Origin of the sequence: Vibrio cholerae ATCC 14035 (genome assembly GCF_000621645.1) — a bacterium.
Classification (GTDB): Bacteria; Pseudomonadota; Gammaproteobacteria; order Enterobacterales; family Vibrionaceae; genus Vibrio; species Vibrio cholerae.
The window spans coordinates 67,196-90,570 of record NZ_JHXR01000015.1 but is presented as its reverse complement, the minus strand read 5'-3'; the positions used below and the strand labels follow the sequence as shown (position 1 = coordinate 90,570).

22 protein-coding genes are annotated in these 23,375 nt (G+C 48.3%); 12 read left to right on the top strand and 10 right to left on the bottom strand.

Annotated elements, in window-relative coordinates; translation table 11 throughout:
- Positions 1-36: 36 nt before the first annotated feature.
- Entirely contained in the window at positions 37-1,161 is a 1,125-nt protein-coding gene (locus T411_RS0109810; RefSeq protein ID WP_000778181.1) for a VarG family subclass B1-like metallo-beta-lactamase, read from the bottom strand.
- Between the two features lie 111 nt (positions 1,162-1,272).
- Here T411_RS0109810 and T411_RS0109805 point away from each other — a divergent pair, with 111 nt between their 5' ends.
- On the top strand, positions 1,273-2,202 hold the full coding sequence (locus T411_RS0109805; RefSeq protein ID WP_000226382.1) for a LysR family transcriptional regulator: 930 nt from the start codon (positions 1,273-1,275) through the stop codon (positions 2,200-2,202).
- Positions 2,203-2,266: 64 nt separating this feature from the next.
- Here T411_RS0109805 and katG read toward each other — a convergent pair whose 3' ends face one another.
- On the bottom strand, positions 2,267-4,441 hold the full coding sequence (gene katG / locus T411_RS0109800; protein WP_000400806.1) for a catalase/peroxidase HPI: 2,175 nt from the start codon (positions 4,439-4,441) through the stop codon (positions 2,267-2,269).
- Positions 4,442-4,853: 412 nt separating this feature from the next.
- Between katG and T411_RS0109795 the strand changes: the two genes are divergently transcribed.
- From T411_RS0109795 to T411_RS0109780, 4 genes are all read left to right on the top strand, one after another.
- Positions 4,854-6,290 (top strand): 6-phospho-beta-glucosidase, encoded by a 1,437-nt coding sequence (locus tag T411_RS0109795; RefSeq protein WP_001129895.1) that lies wholly within the window; start codon positions 4,854-4,856, stop codon positions 6,288-6,290.
- A gap of 62 nt (positions 6,291-6,352) precedes the next feature.
- Positions 6,353-7,360 carry a LacI family DNA-binding transcriptional regulator gene (locus T411_RS0109790; protein WP_000201196.1) on the top strand — a complete coding sequence of 336 codons (1,008 nt, stop codon included), beginning with the start codon at positions 6,353-6,355 and terminating at the stop codon, positions 7,358-7,360.
- A 134-nt stretch (positions 7,361-7,494) separates the two neighbouring features.
- Positions 7,495-7,857, top strand: a complete 363-nt coding sequence (locus T411_RS0109785) for a RidA family protein (RefSeq protein WP_000152368.1) — start codon at positions 7,495-7,497, stop codon at positions 7,855-7,857.
- 10 nt (positions 7,858-7,867) lie between these two features.
- Positions 7,868-8,338 carry a NanQ anomerase/TabA/YiaL family protein gene (locus T411_RS0109780; protein WP_000469788.1) on the top strand — a complete coding sequence of 157 codons (471 nt, stop codon included), beginning with the start codon at positions 7,868-7,870 and terminating at the stop codon, positions 8,336-8,338.
- A gap of 75 nt (positions 8,339-8,413) precedes the next feature.
- Here T411_RS0109780 and T411_RS0109775 read toward each other — a convergent pair whose 3' ends face one another.
- From T411_RS0109775 to T411_RS0109750, 6 genes are all read right to left on the bottom strand, one after another.
- The gene (locus T411_RS0109775) at positions 8,414-9,124 is read right to left on the bottom strand and encodes a glycerophosphoryl diester phosphodiesterase (RefSeq protein WP_001139221.1); all 711 of its coding nucleotides are present in this window, start codon (positions 9,122-9,124) and stop codon (positions 8,414-8,416) included.
- A 30-nt stretch (positions 9,125-9,154) separates the two neighbouring features.
- Complete coding sequence (locus T411_RS0109770; RefSeq protein WP_000173767.1) at positions 9,155-9,916, bottom strand: DeoR/GlpR family DNA-binding transcription regulator; 762 nt, start codon at positions 9,914-9,916, stop codon at positions 9,155-9,157.
- Between the two features lie 24 nt (positions 9,917-9,940).
- Positions 9,941-11,122 (bottom strand): sn-glycerol-3-phosphate import ATP-binding protein UgpC, encoded by a 1,182-nt coding sequence (locus T411_RS0109765; RefSeq protein ID WP_000794727.1) that lies wholly within the window; start codon positions 11,120-11,122, stop codon positions 9,941-9,943.
- Positions 11,112-11,954: a sn-glycerol-3-phosphate ABC transporter permease UgpE gene (gene ugpE / locus T411_RS0109760; protein WP_000841540.1), complete on the bottom strand. Its 843-nt coding sequence runs from the start codon at positions 11,952-11,954 to the stop codon at positions 11,112-11,114. The genes T411_RS0109765 and ugpE overlap by 11 nt, the downstream gene beginning before the upstream one ends.
- Before the next feature lie 9 nt (positions 11,955-11,963).
- Positions 11,964-12,845: an ABC transporter permease subunit gene (locus T411_RS0109755; protein ID WP_001189751.1), complete on the bottom strand. Its 882-nt coding sequence runs from the start codon at positions 12,843-12,845 to the stop codon at positions 11,964-11,966.
- A 75-nt stretch (positions 12,846-12,920) separates the two neighbouring features.
- The gene (locus T411_RS0109750; RefSeq protein WP_001045549.1) at positions 12,921-14,225 is read right to left on the bottom strand and encodes an extracellular solute-binding protein; all 1,305 of its coding nucleotides are present in this window, start codon (positions 14,223-14,225) and stop codon (positions 12,921-12,923) included.
- A gap of 318 nt (positions 14,226-14,543) precedes the next feature.
- Here T411_RS0109750 and T411_RS0109745 point away from each other — a divergent pair, with 318 nt between their 5' ends.
- The 7 genes from T411_RS0109745 to T411_RS0109715 all read left to right on the top strand — a co-directional run bounded on the left by T411_RS0109745 (position 14,544) and on the right by T411_RS0109715 (position 20,575).
- A complete protein-coding gene (locus T411_RS0109745) occupies positions 14,544-15,302 on the top strand; it encodes a DUF3450 domain-containing protein (RefSeq protein WP_001881338.1) in 759 nt (252 codons plus the stop codon).
- A complete protein-coding gene (locus tag T411_RS0109740) occupies positions 15,302-16,675 on the top strand; it encodes a MotA/TolQ/ExbB proton channel family protein (protein WP_000175325.1) in 1,374 nt (457 codons plus the stop codon). The genes T411_RS0109745 and T411_RS0109740 overlap by 1 nt, the downstream gene beginning before the upstream one ends.
- Before the next feature lie 9 nt (positions 16,676-16,684).
- On the top strand, positions 16,685-17,224 hold the full coding sequence (locus T411_RS0109735) for a MotA/TolQ/ExbB proton channel family protein (RefSeq protein ID WP_001083290.1): 540 nt from the start codon (positions 16,685-16,687) through the stop codon (positions 17,222-17,224).
- Positions 17,221-17,625: an ExbD/TolR family protein gene (locus tag T411_RS0109730; protein ID WP_001236425.1), complete on the top strand. Its 405-nt coding sequence runs from the start codon at positions 17,221-17,223 to the stop codon at positions 17,623-17,625. Before T411_RS0109735 ends, T411_RS0109730 begins: the two co-directional genes overlap by 4 nt.
- Positions 17,625-18,245 carry an energy transducer TonB gene (locus tag T411_RS0109725; RefSeq protein ID WP_000533090.1) on the top strand — a complete coding sequence of 207 codons (621 nt, stop codon included), beginning with the start codon at positions 17,625-17,627 and terminating at the stop codon, positions 18,243-18,245. The genes T411_RS0109730 and T411_RS0109725 overlap by 1 nt, the downstream gene beginning before the upstream one ends.
- Positions 18,242-19,420: a tetratricopeptide repeat protein gene (locus tag T411_RS0109720; protein WP_000829068.1), complete on the top strand. Its 1,179-nt coding sequence runs from the start codon at positions 18,242-18,244 to the stop codon at positions 19,418-19,420. Before T411_RS0109725 ends, T411_RS0109720 begins: the two co-directional genes overlap by 4 nt.
- Before the next feature lie 306 nt (positions 19,421-19,726).
- Complete coding sequence (locus T411_RS0109715) at positions 19,727-20,575, top strand: DNA ligase (protein ID WP_000908473.1); 849 nt, start codon at positions 19,727-19,729, stop codon at positions 20,573-20,575.
- A gap of 6 nt (positions 20,576-20,581) precedes the next feature.
- Here T411_RS0109715 and T411_RS0109710 read toward each other — a convergent pair whose 3' ends face one another.
- Positions 20,582-21,565, bottom strand: coding sequence for a DUF3080 domain-containing protein (locus T411_RS0109710; protein WP_001240009.1), 984 nt, complete (start codon positions 21,563-21,565; stop codon positions 20,582-20,584).
- A 203-nt stretch (positions 21,566-21,768) separates the two neighbouring features.
- On the bottom strand, positions 21,769-23,142 hold the full coding sequence (gene vcmA, locus T411_RS0109705) for a sodium-coupled multidrug efflux MATE transporter VcmA (RefSeq protein WP_000555133.1): 1,374 nt from the start codon (positions 23,140-23,142) through the stop codon (positions 21,769-21,771).
- Positions 23,143-23,375 lie beyond the last annotated feature (233 nt).

Genomic DNA, 23,375 nt, shown 5'->3' with positions numbered 1-23,375 from the left:
TCCGTGAGAATAGAAGAGATAGAGAAGGTCGTCTAATTAGTGATCAATCATATCTGCGAGAATCATTGCCGCGTGTGTTTCAACCACGCCTGAATCGAAACCGTACATGTGGCCATACTTGTTTACCAGTGCGGTATGTACATTGTTAGTGATCTCATCTTGCCAGCGTTTGAACCAAACAAAGTGGTTACCGTCACTCAACACTGGAGTGTAGGGGGCGACTTCTAGCTGCTTGCCCACTTCAGTTCTGATGTCCGCAATATACTCAAGCAGATCTTTTACATCCTGTTTCGAACCTATATTGCCATGGCCACCGTTAATAAAGTCCCACTGTTTGCTCAGCGGTTTGCTCAGAAGGCTTTGTAGATCTTCTTCGTAACCGTGGAAATGTTCTGCTCCCGCGAAATTGTAAAACGGTAGTTGATCGGGATTAATCATGTCCGCGAAATGCAACACGCGATCGCTTGGGATCAGAATCATGGTGTTATCAGGTGTATGGCCAGAGCCTTTTGGTGCCATCATCTTGATTTTCATTGAGCCAAATTGAACCGTTTGAGGCTTCGTCAGGTCGTATATGTCATTCGGCGCTGGAACTTTCGGGGTTTTCACACCGTTTTCGCCTACTTCGGCGTGTTGGTTGATCTTGTCCGCAACGGTTTGGCTAGCAATAACGCGGATTTTATCTACTTTTGGATAATTTTTCTTAATTAAGTCAACCAGTTGGTTGCCACCACCTAAATGATCTAAGTGGTAGTGAGAATACATAATCGTAGTGATCGGTTTATTCGTGATGGATTGCACCCCTTTAAAAAGCGCATCAATACGACCATCGCCTAGTGGGTCAATCAGCAAGACAGAGTCTTCGTTAACCACAACGGTAGCGTTGTAATAATTGACCCCTATCCAGTAGGTATTCTTGCCCAATTTTTGAACGGTGGCTTGGCTGTTATCAAACTGGCGCTCATACAGATTATTAATTTTTTGTCCCAGTTTCAGAGACTGAGTCGCAGAAGGCTCAACTTCGACTTTCACAGTGTCTTGAACAGTTTCACCAGGGAAAAAAATCGCGCGTTGATTGTCGTGGTCATGGCCTTTAGCACTTGCATTAAAAGTAAGTAGTGCTGCAGTAATAGGGGCTAAAGCTAAGGTGGATAGTTTCATTTTTCTCTCCTCAATCAGGTGGGGAAAAGATAAATGAGAAACAAACATATCAAAAATGCATGCTTGTTATAGTATGTATATCATTTACGCACGAAATTATTAGGTGATGAGATGGTCGCCCCCGAAATCAATTTGCGCAGCATTGATTTAAATTTATTAACGATTTTAGAAAAGTTATTGATTCATAAGCATATTAGCCAAGCCGCACAAGCATTGAATATGAGCCAACCCGCCGTCAGTCGAGCCCTCATGCGTTTGCGTGAACAATTTGGTGATCCACTGCTGGTGAAAGTAAAAAATGAGTACCGATTAACCGCAAAAGGTGAGCGCCTCTGCAGTGAACTGGAGAGAACGCTCAATACCATTCGACACATGTTGGTAGATGACAAGTTTGACCCAATGCACTATTCCGGTGTGTTCACTATTGGTGCATTGGATTTCGAGATGATGATGATTGTGCCGAAATTGTTGGCGCGTTTTCAACAACGTGCCCCTAATTTGAAGTTACAAATCGTACCGTATAACGCCTATATGCCGCTGCATGATTACTTGGAAAAGGTGGCGGATTTACTGCTGTATTCCACTGATGAGTCACCCACCAATGTGTTTAAGCAGCGTTTATTTAATGACAACTATGCTGTGGTCATGTGTAGAAACCATCCATTAGCCAATCAACCGATAACACTGGAGAGTTATTGCCAGAGTCGACATGTGATCATTTCCGGTAATGGTTTAGGAAAAACGGATATGGATCATGAGCTGAAAAAGCTCAATTATCAGCGCGAAGTGGTGGCATCGTTGCCACATTTTTCGATGGTGCCGGAGTTACTGATCAACACCGATCTGATTGCCACCTTACCAAGACGTTTGGTGACTCACTTAGGCCAGCGTTATGAGATAACCGTGGCTGATTTACCTTTCTATACTGCCGATTTTCGAGTGGAACAATTTTGGCATCTTATTCATCACAGTAGCCCGATTCATCAGTGGGTGAGGCAAGAGATCAAAAATTTAGTCTATGAAGAGATCGATAAGAAATAATCTCCTATCAAATTTAAAACAAAAGGCTGCCATTCGGCAGCCTTGAAAGGGATGGTGAGATGGATTACACCAGATCAAATCGATCCGCATTCATTACTTTGGTCCATGCGGCAACAAAGTCTTTGACGAATTTTTCTTTGTTGTCGTCCTGTGCGTACACTTCCGCATAAGCACGTAGGATGGAGTTAGAACCAAACACCAGATCAACACGAGTGGCTGTCCACTTCACTTTGCCGCTCTTACGTTCAACAATCTCGTAAGAGTTGCGACCAGTTGGTTTCCAGGTGTAACTCATGTCGGTGAGGTTAACGAAGAAATCGTTGGTCAACGCACCCACGCGGTCGGTAAACACGCCGTGTTGGCTGCCACCGTAGTTAGTGCCAAGCACACGCATGCCACCAATTAACACCGTCATTTCTGGAGCGGTGAGGCGCAGCAGTTGCGCTTTGTCGAGCAACATTTCTTCCGGTGTGACCACATAATGCTTTTTCTGCCAGTTACGGAAGCCATCCGCGAGAGGCTCAAGCACTTCAAAGGACTCAACATCGGTTTGTTCGATTGTCGCATCGCCGCGTCCCGGTGCGAACGGTACGGTCACATTCACGCCCGCGGCTTTAGCCGCTTGTTCGATACCTACGTTACCAGCCAGAACAATCGTATCGGCGATACTGATGCCAGATTCAGCGGCAATTTTCTCTAATACCGCCAGAACTTTACCAAGACGCGCAGGTTCGTTGCCTTCCCAATCTTTTTGTGGAGCGAGGCGAATACGCGCCCCGTTGGCTCCCCCACGTTTATCAGAACCACGGAAAGTACGAGCGCTATCCCAAGCGGTGCTGACCATTTCACTGATGCTTAGACCGCTTGCCGCGATTTTTGCTTTGACCGCATTGACATCATAATCTTTACGACCTGCTGGAACAGGGTCTTGCCAGATCAAATCTTCTGCCGGAACATCTGGGCCAAAGTAGCGCGCTTTTGGTCCCATATCGCGGTGAGTGAGCTTAAACCAAGCTCGCGCAAACACTTCTGAGAAGTAAGCGGGATCTTTGTAGAAGCGCTCTGAAATCTTGCGATATTCAGGATCGATTTTCAGAGCCATATCGGCATCGGTCATCATTGGGTTGTAGCGAATACTTGGGTCTTCCACATCAACCGGTTTATCTTCCTCTTTGATGTTGACAGGTTCCCATTGCCATGCACCTGCAGGGCTCTTAGTGAGCTGCCATTCATAGCTGAGCAGTAAGTAGAAATATTCGTTATCCCAACGGGTTGGGTGAGTGGTCCATGCACCTTCAATACCACTGGTGACGGTGTTTCGACCAATCCCACGGCTGGTGTGGTTGTTCCAACCTAAGCCTTGTTCGTGCAGTTCAGCGCCTTCAGGATCAGGGCCAAGGTTAGAAGCTTTGCCATTACCGTGCGCTTTACCCACCGTATGGCCGCCAGCCGTCAGAGCAACGGTCTCTTCGTCATTCATTGCCATGCGAGCAAAAGTGACACGCATGTCTTGCGCCGTTTTGAGTGGATCTGGGTTTCCATCCACACCTTCTGGGTTGACGTAGATAAGCCCCATCATGACGGTCGCAAGTGGGTTTTCGAGATCGCGCTGACCAGAGTAACGGCTATTTTCACCGCCAGATTTGGCAAGCCACTCTTTTTCAGAACCCCAGTAAATGTCTTTTTCTGGGTGCCAGATGTCTTCGCGGCCAAAGGCAAAACCAAAGGTTTTGAGGCCCATCGATTCATAAGCCATGTTCCCCGCGAGGATCATCAAATCCGCCCAGCTGATTTTGTTACCGTACTTTTGTTTGATAGGCCACAGCAAACGGCGTGCTTTATCTAAGTTGGCGTTATCAGGCCATGAGTTCAGTGGGGCAAAACGTTGGTTACCGGTACCGCCGCCGCCACGACCATCGGCAATACGGTAGGTACCCGCAGAGTGCCATGCCATACGAATCATCAAACCGCCGTAATGTCCCCAGTCGGCCGGCCACCACTCTTGGCTATTGGTCATTAACGCTTTCAGATCGCGTTTTAGCGCTTCTACATCAAGCTTTTTCAGCTCTTCGCGATAGTTGAAATCAGCACCAAGTGGATTGGTTTTGCTGTCATGCTGATGAAGGATGTCTAAGTTTAGCGCTTTAGGCCACCAGTCCATGTTGGACATGCTCGCCGAAGTCAAGCCACCGTGCATGACAGGGCATTGACCGCTTGAACCCGCTTTATTGTGCTCCATTGATTACTCCTTGCTTCGCATTATTCCCTTTCAGTTGAAAGTTGCTGCGTGTTGGCCATTTTCATGAGACCCGCACTCATATTGGTGTAGGTGCACAGTTGGCCATTTTGCGGCAACCCCAAGTGTCTGGGGATTCTTTGATGAATTTCATCACTCGAAAGCAGAAAATCAGCTTGTATTCGAATGAGTTGAGATACTGTGTTGACGTTTAGAGTCTAGACATGGATCCCCACTAAGACTAATTAGAATTGCCGATACTTGTGATAGGTAACATTGACCATGGTCATATTGCGGACATTTTGTTTTGTAACCGGTTTCAGAAACTGGTTACATTGTAAAAAAGTTTAAGTTATAGTGTCAGCAGTTTGAACTGGCTAAAAATGAATTGCCAATTTTGTGAGAGAGGTCATCTATGGCTAAGTCTATTTTTCCTAACGATTTTTTGTGGGGTGGTGCGGTAGCGGCGCATCAAGTGGAAGGCGGTTGGGATCAAGGTAGTAAAGGCGTGAGCATTGTTGATGTGCTGACTCGTGGTGCGCACGAAGTGCCACGCCGTATTACCGATGGGGTTATGGAAGACGAATTTTACCCAAACCATCAAGCGGTCGATTTTTATCATCACTATAAAGAAGATATCGCGCTGTTTGCTGAGATGGGTTTTAAATGTTTCCGTACGTCTATTGCGTGGACACGGATTTTCCCGAATGGCGATGAAGCCGAGCCCAATGAAGCAGGATTACAGTTTTATGATGATCTGTTTGATGAGCTGTTAAAGCACAATATTGAACCTGTCATTACGTTGTCACATTTTGAAATGCCACTGCATCTGGTAAAGCAGTATGGCAGTTGGCTCAACCGCGACTTGATTGATCACTTCACCAAATTTGCGCAAGTCGTGATGACCCGTTACCAGCATAAGGTGAAATACTGGATCACCTTTAATGAAATCAATAACCAATGCAACTGGAAGCTGCCGATCTTTGGTTATTGCAACTCAGGTATGCTTTACGCTGAGCAAGACCGCCCAGAACAAGCCATGTACCAAGTGCTACATCACCAATTTATTGCCAGCGCATTAGTGGTGAAACTGGGGCACGAGATCAATCCGGATTTTAAAATTGGCAGCATGATCCATATGATGCCGCTGTATCCTGCCACCTCACGTCCGGAAGATGTGTTGTTGGCACAAGAGTTGATGCGTGAGAAATATCTGTTCAGTGACGTACAGGTTCGTGGCTATTACCCCAGTTATCTGCGCAAAGAATGGCAACGCAAAGGCATCGAAATTGAGATGCAAGCTGGTGATGAGCAGATCCTGCGCCAAGGCTGCGCCGATTATCTCGCCATCAGCTACTACATGACCAACATTGTCTCTGCAGCGCCAGAACAAGAGGGCGAAACCACCTCTTTGTTTGAAACCAGCCGCTTAAACCCGTATCTTCCTGCGTCCGATTGGGGATGGCAGATTGATCCACAAGGTTTACGTTATGCGCTTTCTGAGTTGTATGAGCGTTACCAAAAACCGATTTTTGTGGTAGAAAATGGCCTCGGCGCGCTAGACACCGTCGAAGCGGATGGTTCAATCAACGATGATTACCGAATTCGCTACCTCTCTGAGCATATCGCGGCAGTCAAACAAGCGATCGACTATGACGGTGTTGAAGTGATGGGTTACACCCCTTGGGGCTGTATCGACTGTGTATCGTTCACCACTGGCGAGTACAAAAAACGCTACGGCTTTATCTATGTGGATAAACACGATGATGGCAGTGGCACCATGGCGCGCGCTAAGAAAAAGAGCTTCTACTGGTATCAACAAGTGATCGCCAGTAACGGTGAAAAGCTTTAAATCGTGTCGGCGGCCTTTGGGGCGCCGCTTAATTTTTGCGGACTCAGTTTGAAGGATTGTTGATGGCAACCATAAACGATGTGTGTAAATTGGCGGGTGTCTCCAAAGCCACGGTATCACGAGTGCTGAATGAGACAGGCCAAGTCAAAGCACAAACGCGTGAAGCGGTACTTGCCGCCATGCAGCAGCTCGGTTATCAGCCCAACAGTTTGGCGCAGGCGCTCGCTACCAATACCACAAACTCAATTGGCTTGGTGCTGCCGCATTTTGAGAGCAGCTATTTTGGTTCGATTTTGTTTGAAGCCGAACAAGGCGCGCAGAAAGCTGGGAAAAAACTGCTGGTTATGAACAGCAAAAACAGTGAGCAAGGCGAAAAAGAAGCGGTCGCCACATTAGCGGCGCAGCGTTGTGATGCGATCTTGCTGTACAGTCGTCATTTGAATGAGGTGCAATTACTTGAATTACAACAGCAACATCCATCGCCCTTAGTGATCCTCAATCGCCGTTTACATCACCCGCAATTGCACAGCTTTGGGCTCGATCAAACGCAAATTGCCCAGTTAGCGATGCAGCATTTGTTGAATTTAGGGCATCGTCAAATTGCCTGCATTACATCGCCGTTGGTGAGCGAGACGGGAAAAATTCGTTATCAGGTCTATCAACAAGCGTTACATGAGCAAGGGATAGAGTTGAGCTCGTCCTTGGTCATTGAAGGGGATAACACGCTGCTTGGTGGTTATCAGGCAATGCAACAACTGCTGCAACAAGGCATTTCCATGACGGCTGTTTTTGCCTGTAACGATGATATGGCGCTCGGTGCAATGCGTGCCATGCATGAACATGGCATTCATGTACCCAAACAAGTTTCCATAATCGGGATTGATAATGAACCCGCGGCGGCTTTTGCTATCCCGAGTTTATCGAGCGTGAGTCTACCGATCGGCGAGTTAACTCAGCAAGCAATCAGTTTGGCTGTCGAGATTGCTAATAAAAAACCACAAGATGCACAGCACAGGCTCTATCAAGGGAGTTTGATCGCCCGTGAATCCACCATAGCGCTCAAACTATGAGTAAAACAGCAACGTGTCAGTAAAATTGCGGGGACAGAGCGCGATTTTACGCTTCATCTTGGCTATCCTGCTCCCCGATATAGATAAGTGAAGAGGCGACATGCTTCTTCGCGAATAACGTAAAAGAGAACACCATGACAATACATCGTATTAATCCAGGCACTCGTTGGTCTGACATCACCGTGTTTAATGGCATTGCCCATTTTGTTGAAGTCGCCGATAGCGACACGTCGGCCGATATGCAAGGCCAAGTTGAGCAGGTTCTCGCGCAAGCAGAGCGCCAATTGGCGAAGATTGGCAGCGATCGTTCACGCATCTTATCGGTGACGATTTATGTCACGGATTTTGCCGACCTCCCAGTGCTTAACCAAATTTGGGATGCGTGGTTCCCAGAAGGTTGCGCCCCAAGCCGAGCGTGCGTGAAAGCGGAGCTGGCTGACCCAGACTATAAAGTGGAAATGGCTTTTGTGGCGGCTTCGGGCGAGCAGTATCAATAAGGAAACGCCGATGTTTATTGGTCATATCACGCAGCGCCAGTTTTGCGCTGCATTGTCACCTCAGTTGCAACGGCTGATTAATGAAGTATTACAGCGTGTAGCGGCACCACTACCAACAGGTAAACACGAGTTGCAGGGTGATTCGGCGTTTTTTCTGGTGATGGAAGATCATACCCAACCGCTCGCTCTGCGTCGTAGCGAGTGCCATGCTCGGTATCTCGATGTGCAGATTTTACTGCAAGGGCGTGAGCGCTTTGGTTACAGTCTCGCGCCGTTCAGTGGCTTGGACGAAGATTTGCTGGCAACACGCGATGTGGCGTTCAGTGCACAACTGGTCGAAGAGCGCTTTGTCGATTTGGCGGCGGGAGATTTCATTGTGTTCTATCCCGGTCAACCGCATCGCCCTTTGATTGCGGTAGAAGGTGAGGGTGAGCCTGTACGTAAAGTGGTGATCAAGGTTGATAAAGCTTTTTTTGAGTAAAAACTGAGTCGCTGAAGTGAAACCATGAAAAACGCCCATTTGTATGGGCGTTTTGCTGAAGTCCGAAAGCAGAAACTAGTTGATAAAGCGCTCTGGGAAGTCGGAGAAAATGGCATCGACTTTGTCTAAATAGCGGAATTTATCCACTTGATTGAGGGTGTAACACCAAATCTGGTAGCCACCATTTTTCAAATCGCGGATGTGTTTTTCTGTGATCCAGCGGTAGTTGAGGTTACAGCTAAACGCATTCACCTGTTTAAGCACTTGGCGATCCCGCTGAGTCAAACGCTCACTCAAAATCCCCAATTTATAACCCGGACAATGCTGGTGCAGTTGCAAAATAATGTCGTGGCTAAAGCTCGACAGTAAGATTTTGTCGGCAACCAGCGGGCTCTGGTCAAGTTGCGCTTTCAACTGTTGTACAACACTGGCCACATCATGCTTATCGACTTTGACTTCAATATTGAGTCCTAAATCGTGTTCGGCGGCGAGCACCAGCAGCTCTTCCAGCGTCATGATGGTTTCGCCCGCAAAACGAGGATCAAACCAAGCACCGAAATCAAGTTGCTTGAGTTCGGCGAGTGTGTACTCATCAATGCGACCTTTGCCATTACTGCAACGGTCAATCGTATGGTCGTGACACACAACCAGTACATTGTCTTTGGTCGGCTGCACATCCACTTCCACCCAAGATAAACCAAGGTTGATAGCGGCTTGTACACTGACACGGGTATTTTCTGGATACGTTCCAGCCACCCCACGGTGGCCGACGATGATTGAAGGCATCATGCTTCCTTAGTGAGAATCACACTCAAATCACGATTCAATAAGTTCGACGTGGTACAAAAGGGACAACTGTTGAAAAGCAGGCGTACTTTTATCGACGAAGAGGCGATGCATTTCAGACAGTTCACCACTGACCACGGGAGCATAACGCTCTAATTTGCTTTTGTCTGCAACTAACCAACACTGTTCGCTATGTTCTATGATGGCGCGGGTTAAATTGGCTTCTTCTGGCGTAAAATCAAGCAATTGACCGCGAGAATTGAGCCCGCCTACACCAAAAATTCCAACCTTAATATTAAAGCTACGATAAAAGCGGGTTGTCGCTTCGCCGACGGTATCTTCATCGGAATGGCGAACCAGCCCGCCCGCAAGGTGCAAATTGATGTTGGGGTTACGGCTTAAGGTCAGTGCGGCATTGAGGTTGTTGGTCACCACAGTCAAACCGGGATGATCGAGCAGCGCTTGCGCCACTTGTTTCGGGGTTGTCCCGATACCCAGAAAAATACTGCATCCTTCCGGTAATTCTTGCGCCACCCTCTGCGCGATTCGCTGTTTTGCTGTCAGGTTGATCAAATCGCGATTACTGAACGATAAATTGTCATTCGGACTGGGCAGGGAAATGCCGCCATGCACGCGGCGCACCATGCCTTTATCGCTCAAATCATTCATATCTTTGCGAATGGTTTGTACCGACACCTCAAAGCGTTCCGAAAGTAGGGCGCTCGAAAGCACCCCGTGAGTTTGTTGCAAGTATTCCAAGATCTGTTTTTGGCGGTGGGATAATAAAGTCACAAGCTTCCTTACTGTTGACGAATTTTATTGCTGACGAGTGCTAGCGACTTTGCTGCTCTGTGTACAAGAACGGTGTGACTGGACAAAGCGTTTACCTTGTTGATCAAAAAGATGCAGTTGCTCAAGCGCAACCCAGATCGGCAGGGTTTGATGCACATCGAGCGGAATTTCTGCAGTGACCGCGATGAAATCCTGCTCGCTTTCTAAGCCGATAATTTTGCCATGCACCAGCTGGTTCGGACCTAGTGGCTCAACGACCTGAATATCCAATTTTAACTCAATCGCATTGGTTAGCGGGTGCAGCGAGGCGTGTTCAGGGCGAATACCTAGCGTGATGTTTTCGGAACTCATTGCGTCAAACTGTGGCAAGTAACAGTGCTTGCCTGCGATGTGTAGTTGTCCTTGCTTGATAGATGCAGGGAGAAAGTTCATTGCAGGGCTGCCGATAAAACTCGCCACAAAGGTACTGGCAGGTTGATGGTAAACTTCGGCTGGCGTACCAACTTGCTCAATTTCGCCCTGTTTGACCACCACAATGCGATCGGCAAGCGTCATCGCTTCCACCTGATCATGGGTGACGTAAACACTGGTTACGCCAAGCTCACGCTGTAGTTTTTTGATTTCTAAGCGCATGTGCGCGCGCAGCGCCGCATCCAAGTTCGAGAGCGGTTCATCAAATAAAAAAAGTTGCGGATCGCGCACAATCGCACGCCCCATTGCCACGCGCTGGCGTTGTCCGCCGGAAAGTTTGGCCGGTTTTCGGTCTAAGTACTCTTCAATTTTTAGGGTTTTCGCAACCTTAGCAATTTTCGTTGCGATGGTTTGTTTATCCACACCACGATTTTTAAGGCCGTAGGCGAGGTTATCGTAGACACTCATATGCGGATAGAGCGCATAGTTTTGGAACACCATAGCGATGTCGCGATTGGCCGGTTTTTCGTTATCGACGCGGCGTCCCGCCAGATGAATTTCGCCGGAAGTAATGCTCTCTAAGCCTGCGATGGAGCGCAGAATGGAGGATTTGCCACAGCCCGATGGGCCGACTAAAACGATAAATTCCCCTTGATGAATCGACAGATCCACGCCTTTCACCGCTTGATGGCCGTTATCGTAAGTTTTGACCAGTTGTTTGATGTCTAACATAACAGGCTCCGCGTGTTTGGCGCTGCGTAGCAGATGAATATTGGAGTTCTGATTATTTTTCACTTTCGACTAATCCTTTTACAAACCAACGTTGGAAAATCACCACCACCAAAACCGGTGGCAGCATGGCGAGGATCACCATGGCAAACGCGTAGTCATAACGCGGCAAGCTGGTTTCATTGATGTTATTGAGAATCTGTTTGATGCCCATCACTATGGTGTTGTATTGCTCATCCGTGGTCATCATGATCGGCCACAGGTATTGGTTCCAACCCACCACAAACATGATGATGAAAATCGCGGCCATCATGGTTTTCGAGAGGGGAAATAAAATATCGATAAAAAAGCGCACCGGTCCTGCGTTATCAAGCTGAGCTGCTTCCAACAGTTCATCCGGTATGGTTTTAAAAAACTGACGGAAGAAAAACGTCGCGGTAGCGGAGGCGATGAGTGGCAGCACTAAGCCTGTGTAGCTATTGAGCATGCCTAAATTGGACACCACTTCATAAGAGGGAATGATCCGCACTTCAAGCGGCAGCAGTAGGGTAATGAAAATCAGCCAAAACCACGCACTGGCATAAGGCAAACGAAAGTAGACCAAGGCGTAAGCGGCCATCATCGAAATTACGATTTTGCCAATCGCAAAACCCAAGCCCATGATCATCGAGTTAACGATCATGGTTTGCGCGGTGACATTACCGGCAAAACCGAGGCTTTTATTCCATGCTTCTTGATAAACTGCGCTGAGGTTATCGCCAAGAGTCCATTGCAAACCTTCCGAGACAATGGTGTTTGGCTGATGGGTTGAGCTCGCGAAAATCAGCCACAGCGGCACTAGCATAAACAGTGCGCCAGCGATAAGGATCAAATGATCGGAGAGTCGATTACTTTTCATCGTAACTCCTTAGTAATGAACACGTTTTTCAACAAAACGGAATTGCAACCAAGTCAGCACCAGCACCAACACGAGTAACACCACCGATTGCGCCGAGCTGCCGCCAAGGTCTGCACCAACAAAACCGTCGCGATACACCTTATACACCAGTGAGGTGGTACTGCCGCCGGGGCCGCCATTGGTCATGGTGTCAATCACGCCGAAAGTGTCGAAAAAAGCGTAAGTGAGGTTGATCACCAACAGGAAAAATCCCGTCGGGGCGAGCAGCGGAAAGGTGATACTCCAAAAACGTTTGCTGTCGCTTTGGCAATCGAGCAGCGCCGCTTCGCGTACCGCGTAGGAAATTGACTGCAAACCGGCCAGAAAATAGAGGAAGTTGACCGAAACCTGTTTCCAGACTGAGACCAAAATCAGCGCAATCGTCGCATCCACAGGGTCGGTCTGAAAGCTAAATTGCCAGCCGATGTATTGGAAAAAGTCGGACAGGACACCAATGTGCGGATTAAACAGAAAACCGCCAATGATGCCCGCGACGGCAGGCGCAACGGCATACACCCACGTTAGCGTGACGCGATACGAACCTTGGCCATGAATGATGTTGTCGGCTTTTACCGCGAGTAACAGCGCAAGTGCCAGCGAAAGAAAAGAGACAATCACCGAAAACAGCAGAGTAAAGCCCAGTGAGTCAAGATAGTCGGTTGAGCTAAACAGTACCTGATAGTTTTCAAACCAAACAAAAGTTGAGGAGAGCCCCCAAGGATCTTCCAACATAAAAGAGAGATAAATCGCTTGTGCGGCAGGATAAATAAAGAATACCGCGATGATCACGATTTGCGGCGCAAGCAGCAAATAGGGCAGCGGAGTGTGAGCGAAATGTTGTCGACGTTGCACAGGAAAACTCAAATTAGACAGTAAAAATAACAAGCCGCCAGCAAAATCTCAGGATAATGCTGGCGGCGTTTGGGGTTATTGCACGGTACGAGCAAAGCGATTCAGTAACTTAGCGCTTTCATCTTCGACTTTATTCAAGCTGCTCTCGACAGCTGAGCGGCCAGAGAAAATGTTATCGAACTCGCGATGCATGACTTCGCGCACTTGTGGGTAGTAACCGAGGCGATAGCCTTTGGTCCATTCACCATCAGGCAAGCTAAGCTGCTTTACACCCACTTCTGCATCCGGGTTTTCTTGGTAGTAGCCCGATTGTTTGGTCAGGTCGTAGGCTGCATTGGTGACGGGCACATAACCTGTGGTTTTATGCCAATTCATTTGCGTTTCGGGCTTGGTCAGGTAAGCGAAGAAAGCCGCGACACCTTTATCCTGCGCTGGAGTGTGGCCCTGCAGTGCAAACAGCGCGGCACCACCAATAAAGGTATGGGTTGGGTTTTTGGTGACCGATTCCCAGTAAGGCAGGTAGGTCGTACCGAGATTGAATTTCACGCGGTTACGTAGACCACCGAATGAGCCAGAAGAGCCCATCCACATTGCCACTTCGCCACGTTCGAATGGCGTTTGGTTGGCATCCCAATCACTGCCGTAATACTTGTAATAACCTTTATCTGACCACTCTTTGAGTTTTTTCACATGCATCAGCATATCGTCAGAGTTAAACATGATTTTCGTCGAGAGATCTTGATAGCCATTTTGCTTATCAGAAAGCGGTAGGTTGTGGCGAGATTTGAAGTTCTCAAACATGATCCACGGCGTTAAGGATTGGGCAAATCCCGCTTGACCTTTTTCGGCTAACTTAGCAGCAACTTGTTCTAGCTGCTCATAAGTTTGTGGCGCTTGCGCGTTAACGGAAGCCAACATGTCTTTGTTGTAGTACAGCACAGGCGTTGAGCTGTTGAATGGCATGCCGACCATTTTTCCCGTGTTATCGGCATAAAAGTTACGTACCCCAGCAATGTAATCTTGCGCGGTGAACGGATAGCCTGACTCAATCATCAGATCTTGCACGGGTTTGGCAACGCCTTTGCTGCTCATAATGGTGGCGGCACCAGCATCAAACACTTGCAAAATATTGGGTGCTTGGCCAGCACGAAACGCCGCAATACCTGCGGTCAGTGTTTCTGTGTACGAACCTTTATAAACGGGAGTGAGCTTATAGTCGCTTTGTGAGGCATTAAAGTCAGTTGCCAACTGATTGACCGTTTCACCCAGTTGACCACCCATGGCATGCCACCAAGTAATTTCGGTTGCCGCTAATGTTGAGGCTGAAAAAACGCCAGAAGCGGTTGCTGTCAGCAAACCGATTAACCATACCTTATTCATTGATTCATTCCTTGTAAGTTTCGAACGAGACTGTTTGTGTTTCGTTAGAAGGTATAGTGGCGAGCAAAAGTTACAGTGCCGTGGCTGAAAAATGGCAAAAATATGAAAGATTTATGGAAAAGGTATGACAGATACACGGGAGTATTTCACCGCGAATAAGACGATGGCGTGCGCGATTTGGCCGCCAGAATAGACTTAAGACGGTTACGAAGCGCGAATTAAAACGGTATGAATGGAAAACAATGGTTGAACTTGGTTGATAATGAGAGCGTTTCTCAATAGAATCCCAATCATTCCTTAAACGGCTAATCACAACCCATGAAAAGATGTCTCTCACTTCTTTGCGTTTCGGCACTTTTGCCAGCGCATGCCGCTTCGCTCGATCAAGCGCAAGCGATTCAAAACAGTACTAACCAAGCTTCTGCACAGAGCCAGCAAAAAATTGACCGCAGTGCCGAGCAGAGTTTGTTACTGCGTGCGGAAATCGAACAGTTGAATGAAGAAGTCAAAAATCTTCAGGTCTACCGTAATCACTTACAATCTTTGGTTGCCAATCAACAGCAAGAGATGGCCAGTCTTGAACAGCAAACCGAAGAGATCAAACGCACGCGCCAAGGCATAGTTCCTTTGATGTATGACATGATTGAAGGACTGGAGGAGTGGGTTGCACAAGATAAACCGATTCGTCTTGCGGCACGTCAAGAACGCATTGAGAAACTCAAAGAACTGATGCCTCGGGCAGATGTCAGTGATGCTGAAAAGTACCGTCGTATTCTCGAGGCATATCAGATTGAACTCGACTACGGCAATAAACTTGGCACCTATCAAGCCAAAATCACTCTCCCTTCTGCACAAGAAGTGGAAGCGGATGTGCTCTATTTAGGTCGTCTGTCGCTATTAGCACGCAGTTTGGATGGCGAGCAGTTCTGGACTTGGAATTCCAAGCAGAACGCATGGCAAGCAATCACGGATGCCAACAAAAGCGATCTCGCTGCCGCTTACCAATTGGCTCAGCAACAGATTGCGCCGACACTGTTGAACTTGCCTGTTTCGTTAACCGCTGCGGAGGCTAAATAATGACACTTAGAAAGACCACCTTAGCACTGGCATTAAGTCTGCCATTCGCCTTTGTAAGTGTTGCTAACGCTTCGAATAGCCTCGTCCAACAAGCGACGCAGGAAAAAGCGCAACAGCAACAACACAACCAGCAGCGTGAAGCGGGTTTTGTACAAACGGCGCAAGAATTACAAGCCGCGAAAGCCGAGTTACTGGCTGAGCGTAATCGCTTACAGAAAGAGGCGGATCAGCTATCTAGCCAGTTCAGTGATAACGAAAATACGCTCGCGCGTCTTGAAGAAACGCTGCGTTTGGAAACCGGTAGCTTAGGTGAGATGTTTGGCGTAGTACGCCAAAACGCGAAAGAGCTGCAAAGTGAACTGGATCAATCAGTGACTGGCGTTGAGCCTCGTGCTCATCAGCAGAGCATTGATGACGTGGTGGCCGCCAAAACCTTACCGTCAATGGCTCAACTGCGCGGTTTATGGCAAGCCATGAGTGAAGAGATCCGTGCGAGTGGACAAGTCAAAACCACCGAAATTCAGTGGCTCAACGGGCAGGGTGAAACGCAGACCGTACCTGCTTTACGTTTAGGTTCGCTTGGATTAATTTCCGAGCAAGGCTATGTGAAGTGGGATAATGCACGTCAGCAAGCATTGAGCTATCAGCAGTTACCATCCGATTTCCCAACCTTCAGTCATATTCGTACTTTAGTTGATGGTGACGTTGTCACCATGAAAGTCGACCCATCACGCGGTGTGTTGCTCGAGCAACTGGCGCTCACCCCAACATTTAGCCAACGCCTACAAGCGGGTGGTGTGATTGGTAACGTGATCCTCGTGTTACTGGGTGTGGGATTAATTATTGCTTTGTACCGTGGCGCGATATTGGCCACTCTGCGTCAAAAGATCAAAGCGCAACTCAAAAACCCAGAGCAGCCGGGGAATAACCCTCTCGGACGTATTTTGGCGGTTTACAATAAAGAGCAGCAACGCAGTGTCGAAGCGCTCGAGCTGCGTTTACTGGAAGCCGTTGTGGATGAGCAAAATCATCTTGAGACGGGCCTGTCGATGCTGAAATTGCTGGCCGCACTGGCTCCTATGCTTGGATTACTCGGCACCGTGACCGGGATGATTGAAACCTTCCAAGTGATCACCCAGTTTGGTAATGGTGACCCGAAAGTAATGGCGGGGGGGATCTCGATGGCCCTAGTCACTACAGTGGAAGGCTTGATTGCGGCGATCCCACTGCTACTGGCGCATAATATTTTGAGCGCGCAAGCGGAAGCGATCCGCAACATCCTCGAGAAACAAGGGATTGGCCTTGTGGCACAGCAAGCAGAACGTGATTGTGGTGCCGCGGTTACTCAATCTCGTGTTGAACAAGCAGCATAAGGTCGAGTGATGAATTCAGCATTCTCTTTCCTACTGGATTACTGGCAACCGCTGGATGAGTTTATGGCTCAAGGCGGCGCTGTGCTCTGGTGGTTAGCGGTGGTTGTTTTGCTCTGTTGGCTGTTAGTGATTGAGCGTCTGTTGTTTTTGAGTGTTACCTTTCCTAAACAGCGCCAACATTGGGTTGACCTCTGGTTGCAACGTGCGGATCAACACAGCTGGTTTGCTCGCTCCATTCGTGAACAATGGCTGGGCGAAGCACACAATGCGCTCAATCAGAATCTCAACTTAATTAAGGTTCTGGTAGCCATTTGTCCTATGCTTGGCTTACTTGGTACCGTCACCGGAATGATTTCCGTGTTTGATGTGATGGCCACACAAGGCAGTAGTGATCCAAAGTTGATGGCTTCGGGCATTTCACTCGCCACCTTACCCACCATGGCGGGCATGGTGGCCGCATTAGCGGGACTCTTCGTCCACGCACGTTTGAGCAAAACCTGTCGTGGACTTGAAATGAAATTAGAACAAGCGTTAAGGAGCCAATCATGAGGCTAGGGCGCAGAACGTCAAAGCAAGAAGAAGCGCAGATCGATCTGACTTCGATGCTCGACATCGTCTTTATCATGTTAATTTTCTTCATTGTGACCAGCTCGTTTGTGCGCGAATCGGGTGTGGAAGTCAATCGCCCGACAGCGGCGCATGCCGTAAGCCAAAAACAGGCTGGGATTTTTGTGGCGATTACCGCGGCCAACGACATCTACATTGATAAACGTCAGGTAGACGTGGAGCGAGTGCAAGCGACTTTAGAGCATCTGTTGTTAGACCAACCGGATGCTTCCTTAGTGATTCAAGCTGATGAGCATGCCTTTAACGGCACCGTGGTCAAAGTGATGGATGCGGCGAAAGGCGCTGGAGTAAAAAGCATTGCATTAGCGGCGGAGAAACCCTAATGGGACGCTTGATCTTAGCCAGCCCGATTGCGTTGTTAGTGACACTGGCGCTGTTTAGCTTGATGGCTTGGATGGTGGATAACGGCGGAAAGAGCATTCCTAAACCGACTGCTGCGCTCAGCTTTACCATGGTCATGGCTGAGCAGGAGCAAGATGTACAACGCAGACAACGTAGCGTACCAGAGCAGCCACAAGTCCCGCAGGTGCCGACACAAGCGCCTGCAAAAGCTGAACAAACGGCGGCACTCGATGTTTCAGACCTCAATCCGGTGATGGACTTAAACCTCAGTACCGCTATGGAAGGGGTCGCCGTTAACGCGCCTCAGTTTGGTGATTTCGCGGTTAACCAGCAGGTGATGCCGCTACACAGGGTTGAGCCCAACTATCCAGCGAAAGCTCTGCAACGGGGAGTGGAAGGTTACGTTATCTTGCGTTTTACCATCGATGAGTTGGGAAAAACGCGCGATATCGAAGTGGTGGATGCTAACCCGAAACGCTATTTTGAGCGTGAGGCGATGCTGGCTCTGCGTAACTGGAAATACCAGTCTAAGATAGTGGATGGTCAACCCGTAAGCCAACCCGGACAAACGGTTCGACTGGAGTTTAAACTGAACAAATGAAACGACGAATCTTAAGTTATCTCTTGCTGTCTTGCCTATCCGTGACGACTTACGCCGCGGAGCTGACACCGTACACGGCCAGTAAAGTGGTGAAAGCGAATCAGCTAGCACAAGAGAATAAGGTGAAAGAAGCGATTCAGATCCTAAAACAAGCAGAACTCAGCCGTAGTTATGATCGCGCTTATGTGGCGCGTATGCTTGGGGTGTTTTATTGGCAGAATGAGCAAATCCCTGCGGCGATAGCATCCTTGAAGTTGGCGGTAGAGAGCAACGAGTTACAAGACGATCAAGCGTGGACAACACGCAAAATGTTGGCGGATCTTTTGATAAGCCAACAAGAGTATCGTTCAGCACTCAAACATTACTACACGCTAGCGCAAGCCATTCCCGCCGATCAAAAAGGGAATGAACTCTGGCTGCGCATTAGTCAGTTGCACTTCCAAATGCAAGAGTGGAAGGCGGTACTGAATGGGATGCAACAGTATGCTCAGTTCCAAACCAAGGATGCGGTATTGCCACTTTCACTACAATTAGGCGCACAGCTTAATTTGGAACAGTGGAAGCCGGGAATTCTCACCCTAAAACGCTTATTGGTGTTGGAGCCACAGAAAACCGAGTGGTGGCGTCAGTTAGTGAGCCTAGAGTTGCGAGTTGGCCAGAAGAAAGAGGCGCTCAGCACACTGGCATTGGCGAAGATGCAAAAAGTGGCACTTAACCAACAAGATTTGCGTTTGCTTGCTCAGCTCTATGCGCAAAATGGCATTCCAGAGTGTGCTGCACAAGTGATGGAAAGCCTAGATGAGGCACAGAGCAATCAACAGCTTATTACTGAGCGAGCCATCTACTGGCAACGTGCGAAAGAGTGGGATAAAGCGATCGCTACGTGGCGTTTAGCGGCGACAAAAGATGCCAAATATCACTGGCATGTCGCACAGTTATTGCTGCAAGAGGGCCATTATCAACAAGCACTTGCTGAACTGGATCAGGTCAAAGAGCGTGATAAACAAGCGCAAGTCGCTTTAGCGAAAACGCGTGCTTTGTATAAGCTCAATCAATTTGAGGCCGCATTGGTGCAAGCTAAACGAGCAGACAGCCTCCAATCATCAGAAAGCGCCAAACAGTGGATCAAATATTTGTCGCAGCAGCGTCAAACTCAATCCACCCAAGACTCGTAGCGATGTTCTAGAGTTCGAGATATACCTTTCCTACTTGAAGTTGCAGCGGTGTTGGCTACGTTCGTTCACCCCAATCACATAGTTTGCCTATGCTCATGGGGATTCACTTACTTGCAGCCTACCTGCAACTCCAAGTCGTTTGGGTATAGAGGCAATAAACAGGTGATGCAGTCAGCTTTGCTATGTAATTCTCTGTTTGCTCAATAACGAGATTTAATGAACTGTTTCGCATCGTGAATGCTTCACCCTTCCATACATCAGCGTCCCTAATGACAATGCTGACGCATTCTCATTAGGGACGTGACCATGCTTATACGACTGACGCTCACCGCTGCCGCGATCATGCTGGCCCAGCAAACGCTGGCCAATGATGGGCCGCTGGCTTTTATTCCAATTACTTACGCCAACAACTACCAACACGGCATTGATATTTTCGATTACTGGAAAAGTGAGAAGCTTGACGGTATCCGCGCGATTTGGACGGGGAAACAACTGGTCACTCGTAACGGTAACCCTATTGCTGCCCCCGCTTGGTTTACCGAGTCGTTACCCTCTTATTCACTCGAAGGTGAATTGTGGGCAGGGCGCGGCAATTTCTCACTGGTACAGCAAACGGTTTTAGATAGCCAACCGGCTGACTCCGCATGGCGCAAAATCAGCCTAATGCTGTTCGATATGCCTGATGCGGCGGGCGATTACAGTAAGCGCTATTACAACCTCATCCATTTGGTGAATAGCCTTGATCTCAAGCATATCCGATATGTCGAACACACCCCGATAAAATCTGAGGCGGAACTGCTTTCCTACCTTGATAACATCAGTGAGAAATCGGGGGAAGGGGTAATGCTGCGCAAAATCAGCGCTCGCTATCAGGCAGGGCGAAGTAATGATTTGTTGAAGCTGAAAAGGCATCAGGATGCAGAAGCAACCGTGATTGGTTATCGGCTCGGCATGGGAAAATACAAAGGTAAAATGGGCTCTATGCTGGTTCGGACCGCAGAGGGGCTAGAATTTTATATCGGCAGTGGATTTAGTGATGTCGAGCGCGCCGAGCCGCCCAAGATTGGTAGTGTTATCACCTACCGTTACAACGGACTTACAACGGAAGGCAAACCAAGGTTTGCCCGTTTTGTTCGGGTCAGAGAAAACTATTGAGGCAAGCTACTGAGCTTGCCCAACCGTGATACGACAACGCGCAAACAGCCGCTGCCAATATTGGGCATGCTGCTGAGTCGCAAGACGGAAAGTTTGATGGCTGGCTTGAATCGGAAACGGTGAGTGAGGTTGCTCAAACAGACCAAGTTGTGCTGATAACTGGTAGTAGGTTCGATCCAGTGAAGCGAGATAAGGTTGTATTTTTTCAACGTATTGGCTTTGGAATACATTGCGTAAGTAGTTGAGTTTGGTGTTATCACGATGAGGCCCACAGACAATCGCATCATCATTGTTCTCTAACTGCTGCGTCACAACCTTTAACCAGACGCTCGCACGATCCAACGAAAATTTAAAGTGACCTAATAAGCGCTGTTTCTCTAGCACTTCTTGCTGAGTGACTAATGGTTTGGAGGCTATGGGTCGCTCTGAAAGGAGTTGGTGTTGAATCGTGTTGAGTTGCTCTAGTGCTAACAGCAGCTCACTGTGGCTCCAGTGTTCATCGTACCACTGCGAACCACTGAGTTGAGTGCGCATGGTATCACTGGTGTAAAGCAAATTATGCCAACGTGAAGCCAGCTCCTGCTGTTTGATGTTTTGTATATCGAGCAACTGTGCTTTCAAGGATTGGCTAAGCTGCGGTGAGGTTAAGCAGCCTTGAATGCCGTTTAATAAAGCGACCTGGTAATCCCACTCGCGAAATTCGTCCTGCACTTTACCTAAAATCGAATTACGCTCGGCAATCAGCTCAAATAAGCCGCATTGACGCAGTTCGTAACTGTCGAGCAAGCTAATGGTTACGGGGTCTATAGCTATCAACAACTCACGTTTTTCGGGAAGCGATTGAGCGGCCATCGCCGGTGGTGATAAGGCATCGCGCTGCTGAACATTAGCGATACGCGATAAGTAGCGATCAAAATCCGCGTCGATGGCTAGACGTGGTTCGCATCCAGTAAGCAGCAAAAGTGCAGCCAGTACAACGCTTAAACGCATAATTCCCTCACAATAGCTCCTTTTACTTTTCCCTTCTTAATCGAAGCTGCAGCTTGAAGTCGGTAGGGGATAATTTATCACTCACAGACCGTCTACTTATAACGCCAAGTTCTTTAAATATACGTAATACTGCGTTTATGGTTCTTCTCAATCAATAAAAAGGCCAGCATAGATTGGCTGGCCTTGAGGGGATTTTCTATCGATTATTTTGCTGCAAGGTGTAACTGTACGTCATCACTCTGTTTTTGCAGCCAGTACAAACGCTGTCCTAGCATCAGTGCGGCCGCCGAGAGTCCGATGATAAATCCGAGCCAGAAACCTTTGGCACCTAAGGGTTGCTCCGTCAGCCAGTTGGTCATCCCTAGGATATAACCGGTGGGCAAGCCAAGTACCCAGTAGGAGATAAATGTACGGTGGAAAATCGCTGTCATATCTTTATAGCCACGCAGTGATCCTGCGGCGACAACTTGTACCGCATCCATACATTGATAGATTGCCGCAAACAGTAAGAGCTGCATCGCTAACGCTACCACCACTTGGTTTTCGGTATACAGCAGCGCGATCTGTTCACGAAACAACACGGTGAGCAACGCGGTAATACACGCAGTGGCAAGGCCAGTCATTAAACCCACATTGGCTGCAATTGCAGCGCCTTTGGTGTCTTGCTCACCTAACTTATGGACAACACGAATGGAGACCGCGGCACCAATACTCATTGGGAACATAAACACCAAAGAAGAGAAATTGAGCGCCACTTGGTGTGCCGCCACGACAGTTGACCCTAACGGTGCCACTAAAAGTGCGACCACAGCAAAAAGAGTCACTTCAAAAAAGAGGGCGGCTGCAACAGGAAAACCTAAGCGAAATAGACGGATCAACTCTTTTGGCTGTGGTTTATGGAAAGTCTCAAACACTTTTACATGTGCCAGACGCTTAGAGGTCACGATGTAAAACAGTAGCAGCAGCAACATGATCCAATACACAATCGCGGTTGCAACGCCACAACCCACACCGCCTAGCTCTGGTGCGCCAAATTTCCCGTAAACGAAAATCCAGTTGAGAGGGATATTGAGCAATAACCCAATAAAACCAATCACCATCGCAGGTTTGGTCAGTGACATACCATCGGTAAAACTGCGCAGTGCCTGAAACAGTAAGTAAGCGGGGACCGCAAAAATGACGGCGTGCATATAACCGACGGTTTTGGTCGCCATTGCCTCTTCTACATCCATAAACCGAATGATGAATTGAGTTTGAAAGAGTACCGCAATGATCGGGACCGAAACCAATAACGCGAGGATCAACCCCTGATGAACTTCAAACGGAATCTTGTGTTGGCGACCTGCGCCATTGAGCTGGGCAACGACCGGCACTAAAGCCATCAGCAAACCCACGCCAAACAAAATGGAAGGTAGCCAAATACTGGCTGCGATCGATACCGCGGCCATGTCTATCGCACTGACACCACCCGCCATGATGGTATCGACAAAGCCCATACCCGTTTGCGCGACTGAGGCAATCAGTACGGGTGTCGCGAGTTTAATTAAATTTGATGCTTCTTTTTTGTAACGATGCACAGAGTTCTCCAAAGAGGGACAAGCAAAGAGGAGCCTAAACAGTGAGTCGCGGGATACTCAACTTATGGCAATGGATGGCATGATAATGAAATGTCGCATTAAGCTCCACGAAAAACTGATTTAAATCACAGATTGTCGGGGGATTGATGATAAGACGATGAGGACTGGAGTGGCGGCTTTTGGTTTTAAGTAGTTTGGGTATACAAGCTTGTAAAAAGAGCGCCGCGATGGGC

Excerpts from the sequence above, each read along its gene's own strand:
- T411_RS0109740 (WP_000175325.1), top strand. The coding sequence starts at position 15,302 with ATGACACTTAGAAAGACCACCTTAGCACTGGCATTAAGTCTGCCATTC.
- T411_RS0109730 (WP_001236425.1), top strand. The coding sequence starts at position 17,221 with ATGAGGCTAGGGCGCAGAACGTCAAAGCAAGAAGAAGCGCAGATCGAT.
- T411_RS0109795 (WP_001129895.1), top strand. The coding sequence starts at position 4,854 with ATGGCTAAGTCTATTTTTCCTAACGATTTTTTGTGGGGTGGTGCGGTA.
- T411_RS0109790 (WP_000201196.1), top strand. The coding sequence starts at position 6,353 with ATGGCAACCATAAACGATGTGTGTAAATTGGCGGGTGTCTCCAAAGCC.
- T411_RS0109735 (WP_001083290.1), top strand. The coding sequence starts at position 16,685 with ATGAATTCAGCATTCTCTTTCCTACTGGATTACTGGCAACCGCTGGAT.
- T411_RS0109780 (WP_000469788.1), top strand. The coding sequence starts at position 7,868 with ATGTTTATTGGTCATATCACGCAGCGCCAGTTTTGCGCTGCATTGTCA.
- T411_RS0109750 (WP_001045549.1), bottom strand. The coding sequence starts at position 14,225 with ATGAATAAGGTATGGTTAATCGGTTTGCTGACAGCAACCGCTTCTGGC.
- T411_RS0109785 (WP_000152368.1), top strand. The coding sequence starts at position 7,495 with ATGACAATACATCGTATTAATCCAGGCACTCGTTGGTCTGACATCACC.
- T411_RS0109775 (WP_001139221.1), bottom strand. The coding sequence starts at position 9,124 with ATGCCTTCAATCATCGTCGGCCACCGTGGGGTGGCTGGAACGTATCCA.
- T411_RS0109745 (WP_001881338.1), top strand. The coding sequence starts at position 14,544 with ATGAAAAGATGTCTCTCACTTCTTTGCGTTTCGGCACTTTTGCCAGCG.
- T411_RS0109810 (WP_000778181.1), bottom strand. The coding sequence starts at position 1,161 with ATGAAACTATCCACCTTAGCTTTAGCCCCTATTACTGCAGCACTACTT.
- T411_RS0109715 (WP_000908473.1), top strand. The coding sequence starts at position 19,727 with ATGCTTATACGACTGACGCTCACCGCTGCCGCGATCATGCTGGCCCAG.
- T411_RS0109720 (WP_000829068.1), top strand. The coding sequence starts at position 18,242 with ATGAAACGACGAATCTTAAGTTATCTCTTGCTGTCTTGCCTATCCGTG.
- T411_RS0109725 (WP_000533090.1), top strand. The coding sequence starts at position 17,625 with ATGGGACGCTTGATCTTAGCCAGCCCGATTGCGTTGTTAGTGACACTG.
- T411_RS0109805 (WP_000226382.1), top strand. The coding sequence starts at position 1,273 with ATGGTCGCCCCCGAAATCAATTTGCGCAGCATTGATTTAAATTTATTA.
- T411_RS0109710 (WP_001240009.1), bottom strand. The coding sequence starts at position 21,565 with ATGCGTTTAAGCGTTGTACTGGCTGCACTTTTGCTGCTTACTGGATGC.
- ugpE (WP_000841540.1), bottom strand. The coding sequence starts at position 11,954 with ATGAAAAGTAATCGACTCTCCGATCATTTGATCCTTATCGCTGGCGCA.
- katG (WP_000400806.1), bottom strand. The coding sequence starts at position 4,441 with ATGGAGCACAATAAAGCGGGTTCAAGCGGTCAATGCCCTGTCATGCAC.